This is a genomic window from Paenibacillus sp. FSL R5-0623 (assembly GCF_037974265.1).
Classification (GTDB): domain Bacteria; phylum Bacillota; class Bacilli; order Paenibacillales; family Paenibacillaceae; genus Paenibacillus.
On record NZ_CP150233.1, the window covers coordinates 2,761,209 to 2,777,932 of the forward strand.

13 protein-coding genes are annotated in these 16,724 nt (G+C 45.1%); 12 read left to right on the forward strand and 1 reads right to left on the reverse strand.

Going from position 1 to position 16,724, the window contains the following annotated elements; translation table 11 throughout:
* Positions 1–211: 211 nt before the first annotated feature.
* The 10 genes from MKY92_RS12745 to MKY92_RS12790 all read left to right on the forward strand — a co-directional run bounded on the left by MKY92_RS12745 (position 212) and on the right by MKY92_RS12790 (position 13,569).
* A complete protein-coding gene (locus tag MKY92_RS12745) occupies positions 212–1,417 on the forward strand; it encodes an ROK family protein (RefSeq protein WP_339300994.1) in 1,206 nt (401 codons plus the stop codon).
* Positions 1,418–1,452: 35 nt separating this feature from the next.
* Positions 1,453–2,505 (forward strand): ROK family protein, encoded by a 1,053-nt coding sequence (locus tag MKY92_RS12750; protein WP_339300996.1) that lies wholly within the window; start codon positions 1,453–1,455, stop codon positions 2,503–2,505.
* Positions 2,506–2,554: 49 nt separating this feature from the next.
* Positions 2,555–3,778 carry an MFS transporter gene (locus MKY92_RS12755; protein WP_339300998.1) on the forward strand — a complete coding sequence of 408 codons (1,224 nt, stop codon included), beginning with the start codon at positions 2,555–2,557 and terminating at the stop codon, positions 3,776–3,778.
* A gap of 21 nt (positions 3,779–3,799) precedes the next feature.
* Entirely contained in the window at positions 3,800–6,043 is a 2,244-nt protein-coding gene (locus tag MKY92_RS12760) for a helix-turn-helix domain-containing protein (RefSeq protein ID WP_339301000.1), read from the forward strand.
* A gap of 234 nt (positions 6,044–6,277) precedes the next feature.
* Entirely contained in the window at positions 6,278–6,652 is a 375-nt protein-coding gene (locus MKY92_RS12765; RefSeq protein WP_339301002.1) for a hypothetical protein, read from the forward strand.
* Between the two features lie 395 nt (positions 6,653–7,047).
* Positions 7,048–8,649 carry an extracellular solute-binding protein gene (locus MKY92_RS12770; RefSeq protein ID WP_339301004.1) on the forward strand — a complete coding sequence of 534 codons (1,602 nt, stop codon included), beginning with the start codon at positions 7,048–7,050 and terminating at the stop codon, positions 8,647–8,649.
* 112 nt (positions 8,650–8,761) lie between these two features.
* On the forward strand, positions 8,762–9,664 hold the full coding sequence (locus MKY92_RS12775; protein WP_062834078.1) for an ABC transporter permease subunit: 903 nt from the start codon (positions 8,762–8,764) through the stop codon (positions 9,662–9,664).
* A 38-nt stretch (positions 9,665–9,702) separates the two neighbouring features.
* Complete coding sequence (locus tag MKY92_RS12780; protein ID WP_339301006.1) at positions 9,703–10,575, forward strand: carbohydrate ABC transporter permease; 873 nt, start codon at positions 9,703–9,705, stop codon at positions 10,573–10,575.
* Positions 10,576–10,597: 22 nt separating this feature from the next.
* Complete coding sequence (locus MKY92_RS12785; RefSeq protein WP_339301008.1) at positions 10,598–12,316, forward strand: hypothetical protein; 1,719 nt, start codon at positions 10,598–10,600, stop codon at positions 12,314–12,316.
* A 287-nt stretch (positions 12,317–12,603) separates the two neighbouring features.
* Positions 12,604–13,569 carry a TIM barrel protein gene (locus tag MKY92_RS12790; RefSeq protein WP_339301010.1) on the forward strand — a complete coding sequence of 322 codons (966 nt, stop codon included), beginning with the start codon at positions 12,604–12,606 and terminating at the stop codon, positions 13,567–13,569.
* Positions 13,570–14,157: 588 nt separating this feature from the next.
* Here the strand turns inward: MKY92_RS12790 and MKY92_RS12795 are convergent.
* A complete protein-coding gene (locus tag MKY92_RS12795; RefSeq protein WP_339301012.1) occupies positions 14,158–14,742 on the reverse strand; it encodes an AAA family ATPase in 585 nt (194 codons plus the stop codon).
* 283 nt (positions 14,743–15,025) lie between these two features.
* Between MKY92_RS12795 and MKY92_RS12800 the strand changes: the two genes are divergently transcribed.
* Entirely contained in the window at positions 15,026–15,361 is a 336-nt protein-coding gene (locus MKY92_RS12800) for a helix-turn-helix transcriptional regulator (RefSeq protein ID WP_017688825.1), read from the forward strand.
* Entirely contained in the window at positions 15,358–16,707 is a 1,350-nt protein-coding gene (locus tag MKY92_RS12805) for an FtsW/RodA/SpoVE family cell cycle protein (protein WP_339301014.1), read from the forward strand. Before MKY92_RS12800 ends, MKY92_RS12805 begins: the two co-directional genes overlap by 4 nt.
* Positions 16,708–16,724: the final 17 nt, after the last annotated feature.

Genomic DNA, 16,724 nt, shown 5'->3' on the forward strand with positions numbered 1-16,724 from the left:
CAAAAAGCTGTACACCTACCAAACACGATGATATATTGAATTTAATTAGTTTGTTAATAAACTTAACTAACTAAATATTTAGCATAATTTCCAAGAGCGTTTTACAATCAGCAAGATATAGATCGAAACGGTGTTGTTCGTCTATATTTTGTACCCGAGAGCGACTTTAATCGAATTATGAAAAATGCTGACTATAAGAGGAGGCGATAATATGGCTGGCACACCGCAATATATTCGCAATCTGAATGAAAATCTCATTATGGATGCCCTCATAACTCAGGGAACCATGTCGAGAGCGGATATCAGCCGTCAGACCGGACTTAGTAAACCCACGGTGTCTTTGGCGGTCGAACATCTGATTGACCGTAATCTGGTGAGGGAAATGGGGCGAGCTGACAACGCTCAGGGTCGAAAAGCAACCCTCATTCGTTTCAATGAAACGGCTTATTATGTCTGTGGTATAGATATCGGCGCAACACGTATTCGGATTGCATTATCCGATCTGAATGGAGAAATCATCGCCTATCGAACACATCCCATGGTTGTCCAAGAAGCTCATGAGCCAGCAGAAGCGACAATGCTGGAGCTTCTTCGAAGCCATATGAACGAACTGCTTGATGAGAATCATCTGAACTGGAATCAGATTCAGTGCATCGGGTTCGGTATACCAGGAGTAGTGCTGCCTGATTCAGGGCGTATACATCGTATTGTGGACCCGTTAGCGGGTCTGGAAGAAGCTTTCTCTCTAGAATCGTTGTCAGGAGCTTTTCCCTGTGAAGTAATCCTGGAAAATGATGTGAATCTTGCGGCGCTTGGGGAGTACCGGAGTGGTGCAGCAGCAGGGTATCCCTTGTTTGTTTTTTTCTCCATCGGTACAGGGACGGGCGCTGGCATCATGGTACATGGCCAATTGCTTCGAGGTTTAGGTGGCTTAACTGGAGAGATCGCAGAGATGCTGGTGGATGATGGTCGACGTCTGGAGGAAGTGCTGTCCGCTGATGGTCTGATGCAACTGGCGAAAGATTATCTAGATCAGCATGATGAACTAGTATTGGAAGCTGCTCATTCGGGTGAAGATGATCTTCACAGACACCTGACTCCTGAGAAGTTATTTGAAGCTGCACGCAGTGGAGAAGTAGAGGCTGTAGAGATTCTACAACAATACAGCCAGAAGATTGCTTCAGCTCTGCGTCAGATTAGCGTTGTGCTTGCTCCAGATCTCATTGTGCTTGGCGGAGGTGTAGGAGGAAACGGTGATGTGTTATTGCCTTTACTGAGGCAGATCATCTCTGAGCAATTCCCGGTGCAACCACAGTTAATCTGTTCCAAGCTTGGTGAGCAGGCTGTTGTCACTGGCGCGGTACAAGTAGCCATACAACAAACGATGCTGAACCTTCAGCAGGAAGCCATGGAATAAGAGATTGGATATACAACTTGTGAGGAGGGAAAGGCATGACAGAATCCGTAAAAAACGTAAGTAATGATTATCAGTCCAATCAGAATGGTACGGTTGGAGGGGATCCATCCGGCTGGATTGCAGGTATTGACATTGGAGGCACCAAAACATTAATGCTCTTGTCATCACAACAGGCTGGAAATGAAGTTCATGAACGAATCTTGCCTACTCTTGCCAGTGATCAGCCGGATGAGTTCTTCCGATGGTTATTCGCTGAATTGGAAACATTCTGCCGCGAAGTTGGATGCAGTCTGGATCAACTTAACGGTGCAGGCTTGGGATTCCCTGGTGTGATTCTGCAGGAGGAGGGAATGCTGCGAAATGCTCCAGCTTTTCAGTGGCCTGAGCAGGATATTCGTCCTGTGATTGAAAAGTATTATAGCGGAAATATCATCTTGGATAATGATGTGAATCTGGCCGCAATGGGAGAATATGATCAAGGGGCAGCGCAGGGACATCAACACTGTGTGATGGTCACGGTTGGAACAGGCATTGGAGCTGCTCTTATCCTGAATGGACAGCTCTACAGCGGCCAGAATGGAGCAGCAGGTGAGATTGGGCATTTCATTGCAGGAGACGAAGGGCTTCATACCGGTTACGTTGCAGATGCGGATTCCTTTGGCGTATTTGAACAAGTGACTTCAGGTACGGGAATTACCGAACAGGCGAGGCGTTATTTTGCTGACGGAAAGGGAAGTTCCTTATCCCTGATCATGAGTCTGGCAGGAGGGGAATCGGAACAGATTGAAGCCAGGCATGTGTTCAAAGCAGCGGAATCGGGTGATCTTGCTGCCCTGGAAATTCTAGAATTGCCCATGCGTTATATGGCTAGAGGTCTGGCCAATATTACGGCTTTACTCAATCCTTCCATTATAGTGATCGGTGGTGGCGTGGCTGCATCCAACCCATCCTATTATCTAAATGAAGTGCGCACACGCCTCCAACGTTATACTGTTCTGCCTACACTTTTAGCTGTAGCTGAACTGGGGAACAAAGCAGGAGCAATCGGGGCATTGGCTGCAATAAAGTCGAGTCTGACACGCACATAAAAATAGAGAATAGGCGAAGCAACTACAGACATAAAGGATGGAGATCCGGATGAGAAGTAGACATATGAAGGCTTACACAGAGAAAACAAAAGCCGATTCCAATGATGCAAAACGTGTTTTACTCCAATTGCAGGGGCTATATCTGTTTATGGGGCTTGCCGGGGGGATGTTTAATCCGTACATTAATCCCATATTGGTAGCACAAGGGTTTTCCAGTAAAGAAACCGGATTTATTATGGCGTTTGGCACACTTGTATCCATTATTCTCCAACCTATATGGGGAATTCTGGTAGATAAGTTTAAAAAGACACGGTTCGTACTGATGATAAGCCTGCTTGTTCCTGCATCGTTAGCGTACTTCTACAATATTCAAGTGTACATTATATTAATATTGATTTATACTTTATGCACTATATTCCAAGTGACTCAAATACCCGTGGCTGACTCCTATGCGGTTACCGCCGCGAGAGCAGCCAATACCTCATATGGCATGATCCGACTCTTTGGCAGCATAGGAACGGGAGTTGGTGGATTTGCCGCAGGGATGTATCTCTCCCAGTTTTCCATTCACATGTTATGGCTGCCATTTCTCCTGTTTAACATTCTGAGCGCTATACTGGCAAGTACACTTCCCCGGCAGACGAGCATATCCTCGTCCTCGGTAACCTTCTCCGTAGGTTTGGCAAGATTGCTCCGAAACCGGACATTCCTTCTATTTCTAACAGGTTGTTTCCTGGTTAACCAAACGCTCACTGCGTTTAACTCCTTTTTTGTTATTTCATTTCAGATGGCTGGTGGTTCTGTGACCATGACAGGTACAGCGCTGTTGCTGGCATCGATCACCAATGTTCCATCCATGTTGGCAGCGGCATTCATACTCCGAAAATGGGGACATGAACGGACGATGTTGCTTGCAGCGGGGGCGTATATGTTACGTTGGGGGATACAATGGTTATGGCCGACACCTGAGGTCATGATTGGCGTTCAGGTGCTGCATGGGTTATCCTTCGGATTCTTTTATATCGCAGCAGTGGAATATGTGGCTTCCGTTACGGGACGGGAGATGCAGGCCACAGGACAAAGTTTATTTAACATGGTGTTTGCTGGCCTGGGTGGAATTGTTGGTAATATGCTTAACGGATATTTACTCGATTCCGGCGGTCCATCACTGATGTATCTGGCTTGCACGATCAGTGCGGCACTAGGATCAGTGATTCTGTATATCGTCAGCAGGCAGGCCAAAGAACAGAGAAGAGCATACTCATTAGAATAGAGATGGAAGGAGTTGGAGCCTATGAAAGTAAATCTGAAGCGGAATTGGCACACCAAGTTGATGTATTCGTATTTTCCTATTTTTCTGCTTACGATTTCCATTCTGATCTTTCTCTCCTTCCTGATTGTCAACGAACTCTCACGTAACGAAACACAAAAAGCCGACATGATCTCCACCCGCTATATCGTGGATACACTGGAGCGCTCGCTAAGTGACATTGAGCTTCGGTTGCTTGAAGACATTGGTGCAAACAAGACTTATAGTCGATTTCTGGAAGCTGGACAGGGACAATTATCGAGTCAGTTCATCTATGATGCGGCAAGTGGACTGGGACGTATGCTGGATCAGCAGGATATGATTCAATCCATTTATCTCTATCGTATGTCCGATTCCCAGATTCTTACGCCCAGAGGCATGATGCGTTTGGAAGATTTCGAAGATCGTGCCTATATTGAGCAAGCCTTGAAAGATCGGGAGAACCTCGGTTGGAACCTGCCACGTGATTATAAGGAACGTTCCTTCGACGTACCCTCACAGGTGATTAGCATGAATAAGTGGCTTCCGTTACCGTGGGGCGGGGAAGGTCTGCTCGTCATTACCATCCGTATGTATGCAGTGGAACGGCAGATTGATAACATGACCAATGAAAAGTTATCTGTTCTTCAGGTTCGGGATAAGAGCGACAATCTGATCTATACCGCGCATCAAATGGACCCTTCAGCAGGTGAAATCCTTAATCGTGTGACTGCGGACAAGCTTGGTCTGATCTTCGAGAGTGGTATTCAATCCGGACAGCTGTATTCATGGGTATCCCTTGTTTCTTATGTGTGGATCGGTATTGGTTTATTAACGATTGTTGGTGCGGTGGCGGGACTAATCTACATTACTCGCAGAAACACACGCCCCATCCAGCTGATCATGAATCGAATTCAGGCGTTACAGCCACGTGCCGAGGAGGATGAAGCAACTCCATCCGTCAAAGATGAACTGGCACTCATCGACCGTGCGCTGGAACATCTGATTGCTCAGACGGTTGACTATGAGAGACAACATCATGAAAACCTGTTGATTCACCGTAGACAGTTGCTTGTTGATCTGATGGAAGGGGAGCGGATGGATTCGTTCCGTCAGCGACTTCGCCATCTGCAACCGCTAGAGGAACGATTCATGGAACCGAAGAGTGTTGCTGTCCTCATAGCGGAGATGAATGGTGACGATCTCTCGACCAATCAGAATATTCTGAAGATTGCGCTTATGAACGTAGTGGAAGAACTTGTGCAGAATGAGACCCAGTTTGGCGGTTGGGCTGAATGGTTTGGGAACCGGAGGCTTATTGTGGTGATTGCATCGGATGAGCAGGAAGGACTGGACCGTGAATTACTTATGGATCTGGCTAAGCAGATGCATATGTGGATTGCGGAAAACTTCCGCTTACGGTTTACGTTCGGGATTGGACGAACCGTATCGGGCTGGGAGGAGATTACTCGTTCCTATGCGAGTGCAGATGCGGGTTTGCAGCATAGACTTACCCTTGGTAAAGATGCCATCGTTCTCAGTGAGCAACTGCCGGATCGTATTGAGCTGCAATCGTACAAGTATTTGCAGATGCTCGCAGACTTTGTCCGTGAATTCAGACTAACCGGTGATGGTTGGCGAACGCAGCTGGACCAGATGTTTGTTGCGTTCAGCGAAGATCAGATTACAGATCACGATATTCGCATGTTGCTGCAGGCGTTAATCCAGATGTTGTCCCGTGAATTCGGTGAACTGTCTGAGCGGCTGCAAAGCCAATTTGCCGAGGGAATCCTGACTCGTCTTCGTAGTGATATCCAGCAGGTGGAGACACTGGAGGGCATTCAAGAGATTTTGCAGGAGTGGCTGAAAGAGGTTTATCGCAATTATGTATCTGTAAATGAAACGAAAAGTCATAGAGCGATGATCAACGAGCTGCGGATCTATATTGAAGAGCATTTTGATGATCCGGATCTGTCGCTGAAACATCTGAGTGATCGGTTCCAAATCTCGGGCAAATATGCGAGTTATCTGTTCAAGGAAGAGTTTGAGATGAAGTTTGTTGATTTTCTGGTAAAACTGAGGGTAGAAAAGGCCTGCCGTCTGTTGTCTGCATCAGATATGGCTATTCAGGATATTGCTCTGCAAGTGGGTTATGCCAATGCCATCTCTTTCGGCAGAGTATTTAAACGGATTATGGGCGTGACACCAGGGGACTACCGCAAGCAGAGTGGAAAACAAGGAGATCAATAACGGAATTGCACGTGTTAGAACATTCGCGTATCGGGTAAAATCCAATAATCCTAGAGATATCTATGAAATCTCCTGTATGAGGGAATAAGGTCCTTAACCTTATCGTCCTTTGCAGGAGATTTTTTGGCTGTTCAAGCACGATCTTAGGCCAGTCTAGCTGGTGCGTTAAGGAATTTTACAAATGTCCTATACTAGCATTATGACAATCCATAGATTAATAGGGCAGGAGTGAAGATGGTGTACAAACACGGACAGCAAGTGTGGGGATCGGTAGATATCAGTAAACAGGTTACCATTACAGCAAGCAACAACACATTTACATTTCATGTAGATGACTCGTCATATACGATAACTATACCTGTTGGTACCTACACGACAAGTCAACAAAGGCATGAATCCGAACTTATTCAGGCCATTTCGAAGGCAGGGGCGGCTCAGAACATTCCTGTACGATTTATTTTGGGCGGAATGCATTATGATGAGAAGTATAATGTATTGATTTTGGAACATACGGACACAAGCAACGAACATGTAATCGATCAATTTGCGGGAAATGCGATCGATACGTTGTTTGGTCAAGTGAAGTTTAATCTTCCGCCAAGGAATTAGTGCGTCGAATCGTTCTACACATGTTGCTAAACAAGGAGATCACATAAGATGTGGTCTCTTTTTCATTTTTTGAAGAGAGATTTAATGGAAAAAAGATTATTGCAAGCTGGGTGATGCCAGATTGTGTATGAGAAATCAAAATAAATACAACATTATATGTTATTATAGTTAACATAAAAGGCATGAAAATTGTATATTGTCAGGAAATATGTTTATATATCGCGGTATTTAACGTAAAAAAAGTGAATTTCACATTTTGAAAATAGTTTATTGTCCAAATATCAGATCATATGTAATGATTAGTGACATTCACAGGTGCAACAAAATGGGATGAACAAAGTGGAGTGGCAATCATGTGAATCCATTCAGAGAGTGTGCGAAAGGGGAAAGGTCAAATGAGATTATTTCAAAGACGTAAGGCAGGCAAGGCAAGTTCAATCCTCGCAGTGGTAACAGCATTCACTCTATTATTATCTGCATGTTCATCAGGAAGCGAATCAACATCTTCATCAGGAGAGTCGGGTTCGGGGGAAAAAACGACTTTGAAAGTAGAAATCTTCGACCGGGGAAACACTCCAGCGGGCTACACCATTTCGGACAGTTATCTGACTCGCTTCATTCAAGAGAAGTTTGGCGATCCAAACAACATCGACGTTCAATTTGTTCCGGTACCACGCTCGGAGGAAGTACAGAAGCTTAACGTTCTGATGGCGAGTGGCTCTGAAGTACCTGATATCGTCTTTACCTACGATTCGGGAACATTCAACCGGTATGCAGAGCAAGGAGGTCTCACCGAACTTACGGATCTGATCAATCAAAGTGGTCCTAACCTGAAGAAGTTCCTGGGAGATGAAACGCTGGCCTACGGTCAATATGATGGACAACAGTTCGCGGTTCCAGGTAAACGTCTTGTACTTGGCAAGTACGCATCCTATGTTCGTCAGGACTGGCTGGACGCACTTGGACTGCCTTCCCCTGAGACAGCTGAGGAGCTGCATACTACACTGAAGGCGTTCAAGGAAAAAGATCCGGGTAAAGTCGGCACAGGACTTATTCCGATGGGGATGTCCATTGCCTCGGCTCAATATGAACCACTGATCTGGTCATTCATTGAACCGTTGACGGAAGAACAAAAATATACATTAACGCAGCAACTGGGTTCCAATGACTATCCAACGTTGTTGCCTGGTTTCAAGGACGCCCTGAAATATATGAACACACTTTATAATGAAGGATTAATGAGCAAGGACTTTGGACTCGACAAAGACAAGAAAAAGCTGTGGGAAGATGTATCTAACGGGAAAGTTGGATTCTACACTGAGGATGCAGGGGAGATTTATATCTCTGGTACGTACAAAAACCTGCAAACCAATCAACCGGGTGCAGTGATTACACCCATTGATGCATTCAAAAACTCCGAAGGCAAATTCGCCAAACCGGCGTATGCACCCAATGCAATGTATGTCATGATTCCGAAATCGAGCAAAAATGCGGAAGCAGCGATGAAGTATCTGGATTGGATGGCTTCGGGCAACAACCTGTTCGACCTGCAATTCGGTGTTGAAAACGAGAACTATGAACTTGTGGATGGGGTACCACTGATCAAAGATGATGCTTCTCCCGAAATTGCAGGCCGTATCTATAATTCCGGTGACATTGCCATTATTGTCAATGGTAAATACGTTGGGGATGACAAGAAAAATGAAGAGGCCTATGTCGTACAGGTAGAGTCGAAGTATCGGGATGATATGCGTAAGTCGGTAGCGATCTCTAACACGGATACGATTCAACCAGTGCGCTTCTCCAAACCGATTGATGCAGAAGCGCGCTACGGTAATGGTTTGAAAGACAAGTTTATGGAGTTCTTCGTGAAAACAACCATTTCCAAACTCGCTGATTTTGAAGCCACGTATGACAGCATGATGAAGGACTACATGGCGAGCGGTGGTCAAGCAATCCTGGATGAGCGTACAGAAGCTTACAATGCAATGAAATAAGTAGAGTAGAGATCACATCTAATGCATATCGCAACAAAGAACAGGGATTCCATTAAGGTGATGACAACATCACCTTAATGGAGACATCCTGTATGACATGGGGGGAAGGTTTATGAAAACAAGCATCTATTTCCGCAGAAACTGGCAACTATATGCGTTGCTCCTACTGCCCATGATCTACTTCATTATTTTCAAGTATGGGCCAATGTATGGCGTGCAGATTGCGTTCAAGGATTTTAACTTCTTTCAAGGGATCTCTGGTAGTGAGTGGATTGGTTTGGATGCATTCAGAGAAGTTTTTCAAAATCAGGGATTTTACACTGCATTACGCAACACGTTAGTGCTAAACATGCTGGATCTACTGGTTTCCTTCCCGGCACCACTTATATTAGCCATCTTATTGTTCGAGCTGAAGAAGGCCTGGTTCAAAAAGTTGGCACAGACTTTACTGTACATTCCTCACTTTATTTCGTGGGTCATTATTGGAGGGATCGTACTTCAGGTATTCGGTACACAATCCGGTTTCATTAACAATATCTTAATGAGCATGGGGTTTGATCCATTACCTTTCCTTTCAGACAAAAACTATTGGCTCTTTACGTATCTTGCGGTAGGTGTGTGGCAGAGTGCAGGCTGGGGTACGATTCTGTATCTGGCATCCCTGACAGGGATTAACCGGGAGCTGTATGAAGCGGCAGAAGTGGATGGAGCAAGTCGGTTACGCAGAATCTGGCACATCTCCTTGCCAGGCATCAAAACAACGATTGTTACCTTATTGATCATCAATGTCGGCAACATGATCTCCATCGGCTTCGACCGACCGTTTATTATCGGAAATGTGGCTGTACGTGAATACTCGGATGTGCTCAGCACGTTTGTCTATCGTGTCGGTTTACAATCCGGTCAGGTCACGCTTGCAACAGCTGTAGGTTTGTTCCAGGCATTAGTTGGACTTGTCTTCATACTGGGAGCGAATTACACGTCCAAGAAATTAACCGATGAGAGCATTATGTAGTGGATTGAATCACATATGATCTGTAAGGAGTGAGCGAGATGTCTGAAAACACGGCGAATCGAATATTCAACATGGTAAACGTCATTCTTATTATCATTACGATGGTGCTGTGTCTTGCACCATTCATTCATATTATTGCGATCTCGCTCAGTTCCAACCGAGCGATCGGTTCAGGAGAAGTTTCCTTTTTCCCCAAAGAGCTGTCCTTTGAGGCATACACCAAAGTATTTGCAGATGGATCGATGATTCGTTCCCTCATCTATACCATTTGGCTGACCGTCCTGAGTACGGTGCTAAGCATGGTGATGACCATTGCAGCGGCATATCCACTGGCGAAGAGTAATCTGAAAGGGCGCAAGTGGTTCATGCTTGTCATTGTGGTGACAATGTTCTTCAGCGGGGGCATTATCCCCGAGTACATTCTGATCAAAAATCTACATTTACTCGATAGCACATGGGGACTTATTCTGCCTGGATTGATTAGTCCGTTCTATATGATCATCCTCATTACCTTCTTCCGAGGGATTCCCGAAAGTCTGGAAGAAGCAGCAGGCATTGATGGAAGCAGCCACTTCGGAACACTTATGCGCATTATTTTGCCACTATCCCTTCCGGTTATGGCAACACTGAGCCTATTCTACGCGGTAGGACGGTGGAATGGTTTCCAGGATGCACTCATGTATATTACGAAGCCTGAGCTATACCCTTTGCAATTGAAGTTGTATCAGATGATTCAGCAAAACCAGATTACAGAACTAATGCAGAACGAAGGCATTGGTGCCGTTCAGGTCCTGCCTGAGAGTCTGAAAGCAGCCAGTGTTATATTCTCAACGTTACCGATCCTGCTTGTGTACCCGTGGTTGCAGCGGTACTTTATCAGTGGCGTAATGGTAGGTGCTGTAAAAGGTTAACAATCTCGGGAGGTCGCATGATATGACACAACGAATGGTAGAGAAGATGTCGAAAGAGCAACAGTATCTTATAAATCAGTCCATGACGATGATGGATAGTTTTTATGACAAGGAAATGGATCTGCTTCGGAGTTTTGAAGAGGAGGATTCATCGCAGCACAGCACACGAGCCAGTGCACATTATGCACTCGGGTTGTTGATTCGAAATGAGCCTGGTGATGTGGAACGCGCGATAGGAGTGTTCCACAAGGTGCTCGATGTTCAATATGACGCTCCGGATGAGATCTATCACGGAACCTTCGCGACCCGACCCAATGATGTGCATCCACCAGCGGGTCACTATGCTTGGAAATCTTTTGCGCCAGGCACGGCCTATTTCCTGGAACGCACCTTTGAGAAGGTGTCTGCGCAGTTTATCCATAAACTACAGGAAGAGGGTTCTCTGCTCACAGAGGCCGCAGACCCCAAACAACTGAAACACCTTTTTTATTCGGCAGTGAATCAGGTTCTGCCACCGGTCTGGATCAGTTATGATCCCAACTGGCGCGAGTTTATCGCTTGTGTCTGTGTGGTTGTAACTGCCGAATTCGCCGAACTACTGCCGGAGACACTCATGAAACGGATGGATTATGCGATGGAACTGGCAGTTCAAGGATCAATAGAACGCAGGTTATCCGACGTAATCCCGATGAACACCAATATTGAGTTAATGCATATTTTCATCACCCACTACTATGGCCATCGCTTGAACCGAACAGATTGGATTCAGCATTCGGATGAACAGGCGGAGGGGTTGATGAAGGAGTTTGAACAATACGATGGTACATTCGCGGAGTTCAATACGACAACGTATTACGGGGTGGATCTCTCCGTGCTTGGCATGTATCGAAAGTATGGACTCACCCAACGTTTAGTTGAAATTGGACACCGGATTGAACATGGGCTGTGGAATAACATTGCGCTATATTACAATGCCAACCTCGAAAATCTCTCCGGCCCGTTCTCTCGGGCGTACGACATGGAGATGCGAGAGCATAGTTCAATCGGCGTGTTTATCTATCTCTTGCTTGGAGAAGGGTATGAATATCTGGCAGGAATCAACTGTGAGTCAGGCCATGATCCACTGATTGCGCTCCTTGGGGTGGATGTGCCCGTGGAAGCCGTGCCGTATTTCAAGGCTCATCAAGAAGATCGGCTTGTGCAGAAACAGTTCATGGAACTGTGTGAGCGCAATGATCCAACCTCCAATCGGAATTTGTGTACAGCCAAAGCTTGGATCGGTGAGGATCGGATGATCGGGGCCATGTCGGGAAGTGTGAATACGAATGGACAGATGCATCCAGCTACGATCCACTGGCAGATAGAGACGGGGGAGCGTTATTATCTTCGCTTGATCCGTCGTGAGGTGGGTGAGGGCTGGAACAGCCATCTGCGCGGAATAACGTTTGATGCGGACCTCACGCCAGATTCGTTAACCATTGATGTGGAGCTGGATACGGCGGAAGAGATCGATGTTTATTTTGAAATCAGAGGGCCATCCCTTAGTCAGCAGGATATTACACCAGCGTTATGGCAGTTCCCTGGACTTACGTGTGCCGTAAAGGCTGAGGCGCCTGAACCATCTGTGTTAATGTACGTAAATCATGCGGAGATCATCTATCGTTATGTGCCTGGGAAGACGGCAAACAAAATGAGATTTGAATTGACTCTCCGTGAAGACAACGGTTTGAGGAATAAATAGGTATATAAGATGAACTGAACATTTACACGAGAACGAAGAGTGCAGAACGGATCTGAAGAAGCGGAGCGTTCGCCTGAAAGCTTTCTGCAAGAAAGCTGCATCGGAAGCATAAGCTATCCCCGGATTTTTCCCTTTAGAGAAGGGGATCAAAAAATCTGGGGATCACAGCGATCGGAAGATGGTACTGCAATTGGAGTGATCTAGTGTAAAGTTATTGGTTCAACTTATATAGATAGAGATAAATGGAATATGAATGGGCGATAGATTGAGAGACAGGAGGACCAAGTATGTACACAGACAAACAAGAATATTCGTTCTCAACATGTTGGAATATCAAACGTCATAAGACCGGACAAGGCATGATTGAGGAGATCAAGTCTCTCGGATTCAAACAGGTTGAACTGAATTATAACGTGACGGAAGAGATGCTGCAGACGATAGAGCCGATGATTGAACGGGGAGAGATCGGTGTATCCAGTGTGCATAATACATTTCCGCATGTGGCTGATCCGGATTACGGAACGGATTCCGTCCTGCTCGGATTTGATGATGAACCGCGCCGTAAACGGGCGATTGAACTGTTACTTCGCTCAGCCGAGTACGCACATCGTTATGGTGCCAAGGCTGTTGTTGTACATCCCGGTGAGGTTCCGTTCGAATACAATATAGATGAAGCGTTGAAAAAGATATACCACGATCAAGGACCGGATTCAACGGCATATCAATCTTTATGGCAAGAGATGCTGGAGAAGCGGGAAGATGGCAGCGCACATTATCTGAGCCGGATTCAGGAAAGTCTCGAAGAGGTATGCGACTTGTCCGAGCAGCGAGGATATGGGGTGAATTTTGGTATTGAGACCCGTTCACGCTGTTATCAGATGCCGACATTGCACGAAGCGGGAACGATTATTGAACGCATGAAGGGCGCGCCGCTTGGTCTCTGGTACGATATTGGTCACGGCATGATGATGGATCGTATGGGGCTGTACGATAATGTACGTGAGGCTAACGCGTTGATTGATCACGTGGTTGGCGTGCATATTCATGAAACTGTAGGGTTGGCAGATCATTGGTGTCCATACATTCATAGTAAAGACATGACCTTCTTTGATTCATTTTTGGATATTATCGACCGTTCTCCGGTGAAAGTATATGAGCTAAAAGCCGCGTGTACGCCGGAAGAAATCGATGAGAGTCATGGAATAATCACGGCTCGTATTGCTGAACGTCATGCGGCGCGTCAGCGCGAATAGGGTGAATTGGTATATTTTCAGCTAAGCGCTTAGATGGGTAAATGATAGGGCAATGTAGAAATGTGAAGCATCATTTCTGCTGATGTCTGACGTCCACTGGAGTGGAAGATATCGGCAATCCATGTGTTATGCGGGGATGTTTAATGAAAAAAAGGATCGGTTTCATCAGCCCGAGGGTTTGGTGAGACTGATCCTTTTTTGATTTTATTTGATATATATATGATCAGTGTACAGCTTTCATCCAGATCACATTCAGAAAGCGTTTTGGAAAACACTTCGTTTCATCAAGGTGCACTCTTTGAAACGCTAACGAACCTGGCACACCCTATTTCAAGTATATGAGCCATATTTATATCGCAACGAATCTGAGACGTCTTAACTCTTCGTTTTTAGCAGGTTTTTGCCCATTTCCACTCGTATGCTCCCGTTTAGCGTTGCTGAGATTCGTTAGAATTTTCATACTAGTCTAAACAAGGCAATAAGGTGTCTGAGATTCATTAGAGTTCAAGAAGTGAGTCACAATTTGGAGAGAAGCGTTGATACACTATCTATCATCACAGATTAGGTGAGTGAGCAAGTGATTTCTTTTTATTCGTACATCCGTCGTTCAAGTTCAGCATAGGCAATCGCAGGATCATCACTGGAATTATCAATATAAGCGACGGATGCAGAAGGGAGGGGCCAGGCTATTTCTTTTCGGACGAGAGAAGCTCTGAAGGCATCCCAGTTGGCTAACTTCCATTCATCTAGTGGGGATTTTCTTGCTGAGATCCGCTTGTGATACAATGCTTCATTCTCTAAATAAATATAGGCCACACGCACATCCGTATCTTTCAGAGAACGTCCAATCCCTGCGAGCTCCTGCTCGATCCAGCCAGGGGTACCGATTTCCTTGGTAAATGGCCCCACAACGATCGTATCGATACCCAACTGAACGTTATCCAGAGCGGCGTCCATCGTAATGCGGTACCCAAGATCACGGCACAACCTTTTGTATTCAGGCGAATCTCGGTCGGATGGATCAAGTCCCTGAAGGGTCATGATCGCCTCAGCCGCGGGACGAAGCAGAATATCCATATCAAAGAAAGCCGCTTTATGTTTACGGGAAAGGGCTTTGGCAAGGGTGGTCTTGCCACTTCCGGCCCCGCCGAGAAAAAAAATTAGTTTGTTCATGAATGTAATGCCTCCTTAAATGTAATGAAAAAATAGTATATGTAATTGAAAAACACACGAATATATAGAGTCATCATTAGAGTTCGTGAATGAAAGGACTTGTTTATTTTAACATAAATAAAGAAGGTTGTTGGCTAGACAGAAAAGGAAGGATAAGGTAATATCATACCTAGTTGTACTATGCATAGGTTTCCGATGTATGTGAAAAGAAGAGATTTAAAAGTGTATTTTTCGAAATCTAAAAATTCTTGCTAAATGAATTGAAAAGGAAGGAGTGAGCGCGTTGCAGGTTAACAAACAAATGATTAAAGGCAGTACCGAAACATTGATTCTGACCCTGCTTCAGGAACGACCGTTGTACGGATATGAATTAATCAAGGAACTACATCGTCAATCCGAGGGTGTGTTTAATCTGAAAGAGGGCACGTTATATCCTATTTTGCATGCTATGGAGATTGAAGGTTGGGTAGAGTCGTACTGGATGGAGGTTGAAGGTCGTAAACGGAAATATTATTCGATTCGTGACAAGGGGATGGAGGCCTTACAAAGTAAAAAAGCAGAGTGGAATTTGTTCCGTAGAGCTGTGGATCGGGTGCTTGGGGAAGGAGGCCTGACATGACGAATCGACATGAGCGAATTCAGCATTATCTTGATCACATGTGTGTTCAGGTTAAAGCTCGCGAAGTACATAACGACCTGCGTAATGAGTTGGGAAACCACATGGAAGAGATCATTTTGGACAAAGAACAAGAAGGTTATACAGAGGAAGAAGCAATTGCATATGCCATTGAACAGATGGGTGATCCTGCAGTGGTAGGCAAGAGTATGCACCGATTGCATCGCCATCGAATGCACTGGGGGCTGTTAGTTGGATTAATTGGTTTGTCTATAATTAGCCTGTTGTTAATGTGGATTTTTACAATTAATGTAGCAGATGAAAAGTATCAGTTCTTATATCGCGGTCATGTGTTGTACACCGCTATAGGTGTAATGATGATGTTGTTCTTTATTTACTTTGATTATCGTAAGTTGAAAAAAGCTGCTTGGTGGATCTATATTCTGCTTAATGTCATGTTGTGGATCAGTCCAATGATAACTACAGATATTTACGGTAATAGCAGATATTGGAGCTTATTTGGCTTAACACTAGACCTTACCACAGCTTCAGTGTGGATTTTGCCACTTGCTATAGGTGCCGTTATGCTGGACAAGCTTCGTTCCAATTGTAATATGCAATCCATACTGACCTACATTGCGATGGTAACGATTCCCGCAGTGCTATTATTTCAAACGTTGGACTGGGTTCGCTTGTTTCTGTTTGGCATAATGTCCATTATTTTATTTGGCTGGCTCACGCGAAAATGGCTTTATACAGTCATAGGTGCTCTTATAACAGGAATTATTTTTGTATTGTTATTGTTCTTTGCAGATCAATACGGACGACTGGAGAGGCTCACTGTCGTTTTGAATCTTCAGGATGACCCTTACGGCAGTGCCTATAGTAACTATTCCATTATTGAAATTATTCGATCATCGGGTTGGTGGGGTAACGGGATTGATACAACGTTTGACAGGTTTAAAACGAGTTATTTCAATTACCCAGGTGTGCTACTCATTGATGTGTTTGGCTGGTCTGGCGGGATACTGCTATTGGTGGCGATCATCTGGTTTGTTGCCAATATGGTGAAAATGCTTCCTCGTATATGGGATGATTTTGGCCGTATGATTATTGTGAGTATCACAGCTATGTTTGCAATGCAAATCATCTATTCGCTGGCTATGACTACCGGAAAAGCACCTATTATCAGTATCACTTTTCCTTTTATTGGATACGGAAATCACTTGATGTTTGATTACGCCATGCTCGGTGTACTTCTCGGTGTGTACCGCCGGAAGGATACTATTTCGATGAGAGATGGAAAAATACGGAAGAAGATGGGTGCCGACTTGCTGACCGATTCATAGGCATCCAAAATCATTAC

Bases quoted from the DNA above. Each gene is read 5' to 3' on its own strand.
- MKY92_RS12745 (WP_339300994.1), top strand. From the start codon at position 212: ATGGCTGGCACACCGCAATATATTCGCAATCTGAATGAAAATCTCATT.
- MKY92_RS12750 (WP_339300996.1), top strand. From the start codon at position 1,453: ATGACAGAATCCGTAAAAAACGTAAGTAATGATTATCAGTCCAATCAG.
- MKY92_RS12755 (WP_339300998.1), top strand. From the start codon at position 2,555: ATGAGAAGTAGACATATGAAGGCTTACACAGAGAAAACAAAAGCCGAT.
- MKY92_RS12760 (WP_339301000.1), top strand. From the start codon at position 3,800: ATGAAAGTAAATCTGAAGCGGAATTGGCACACCAAGTTGATGTATTCG.
- MKY92_RS12765 (WP_339301002.1), top strand. From the start codon at position 6,278: ATGGTGTACAAACACGGACAGCAAGTGTGGGGATCGGTAGATATCAGT.
- MKY92_RS12770 (WP_339301004.1), top strand. From the start codon at position 7,048: ATGAGATTATTTCAAAGACGTAAGGCAGGCAAGGCAAGTTCAATCCTC.
- MKY92_RS12775 (WP_062834078.1), top strand. From the start codon at position 8,762: ATGAAAACAAGCATCTATTTCCGCAGAAACTGGCAACTATATGCGTTG.
- MKY92_RS12780 (WP_339301006.1), top strand. From the start codon at position 9,703: ATGTCTGAAAACACGGCGAATCGAATATTCAACATGGTAAACGTCATT.
- MKY92_RS12785 (WP_339301008.1), top strand. From the start codon at position 10,598: ATGACACAACGAATGGTAGAGAAGATGTCGAAAGAGCAACAGTATCTT.
- MKY92_RS12790 (WP_339301010.1), top strand. From the start codon at position 12,604: ATGTACACAGACAAACAAGAATATTCGTTCTCAACATGTTGGAATATC.
- MKY92_RS12795 (WP_339301012.1), bottom strand. From the start codon at position 14,742: ATGAACAAACTAATTTTTTTTCTCGGCGGGGCCGGAAGTGGCAAGACC.
- MKY92_RS12805 (WP_339301014.1), top strand. From the start codon at position 15,358: ATGACGAATCGACATGAGCGAATTCAGCATTATCTTGATCACATGTGT.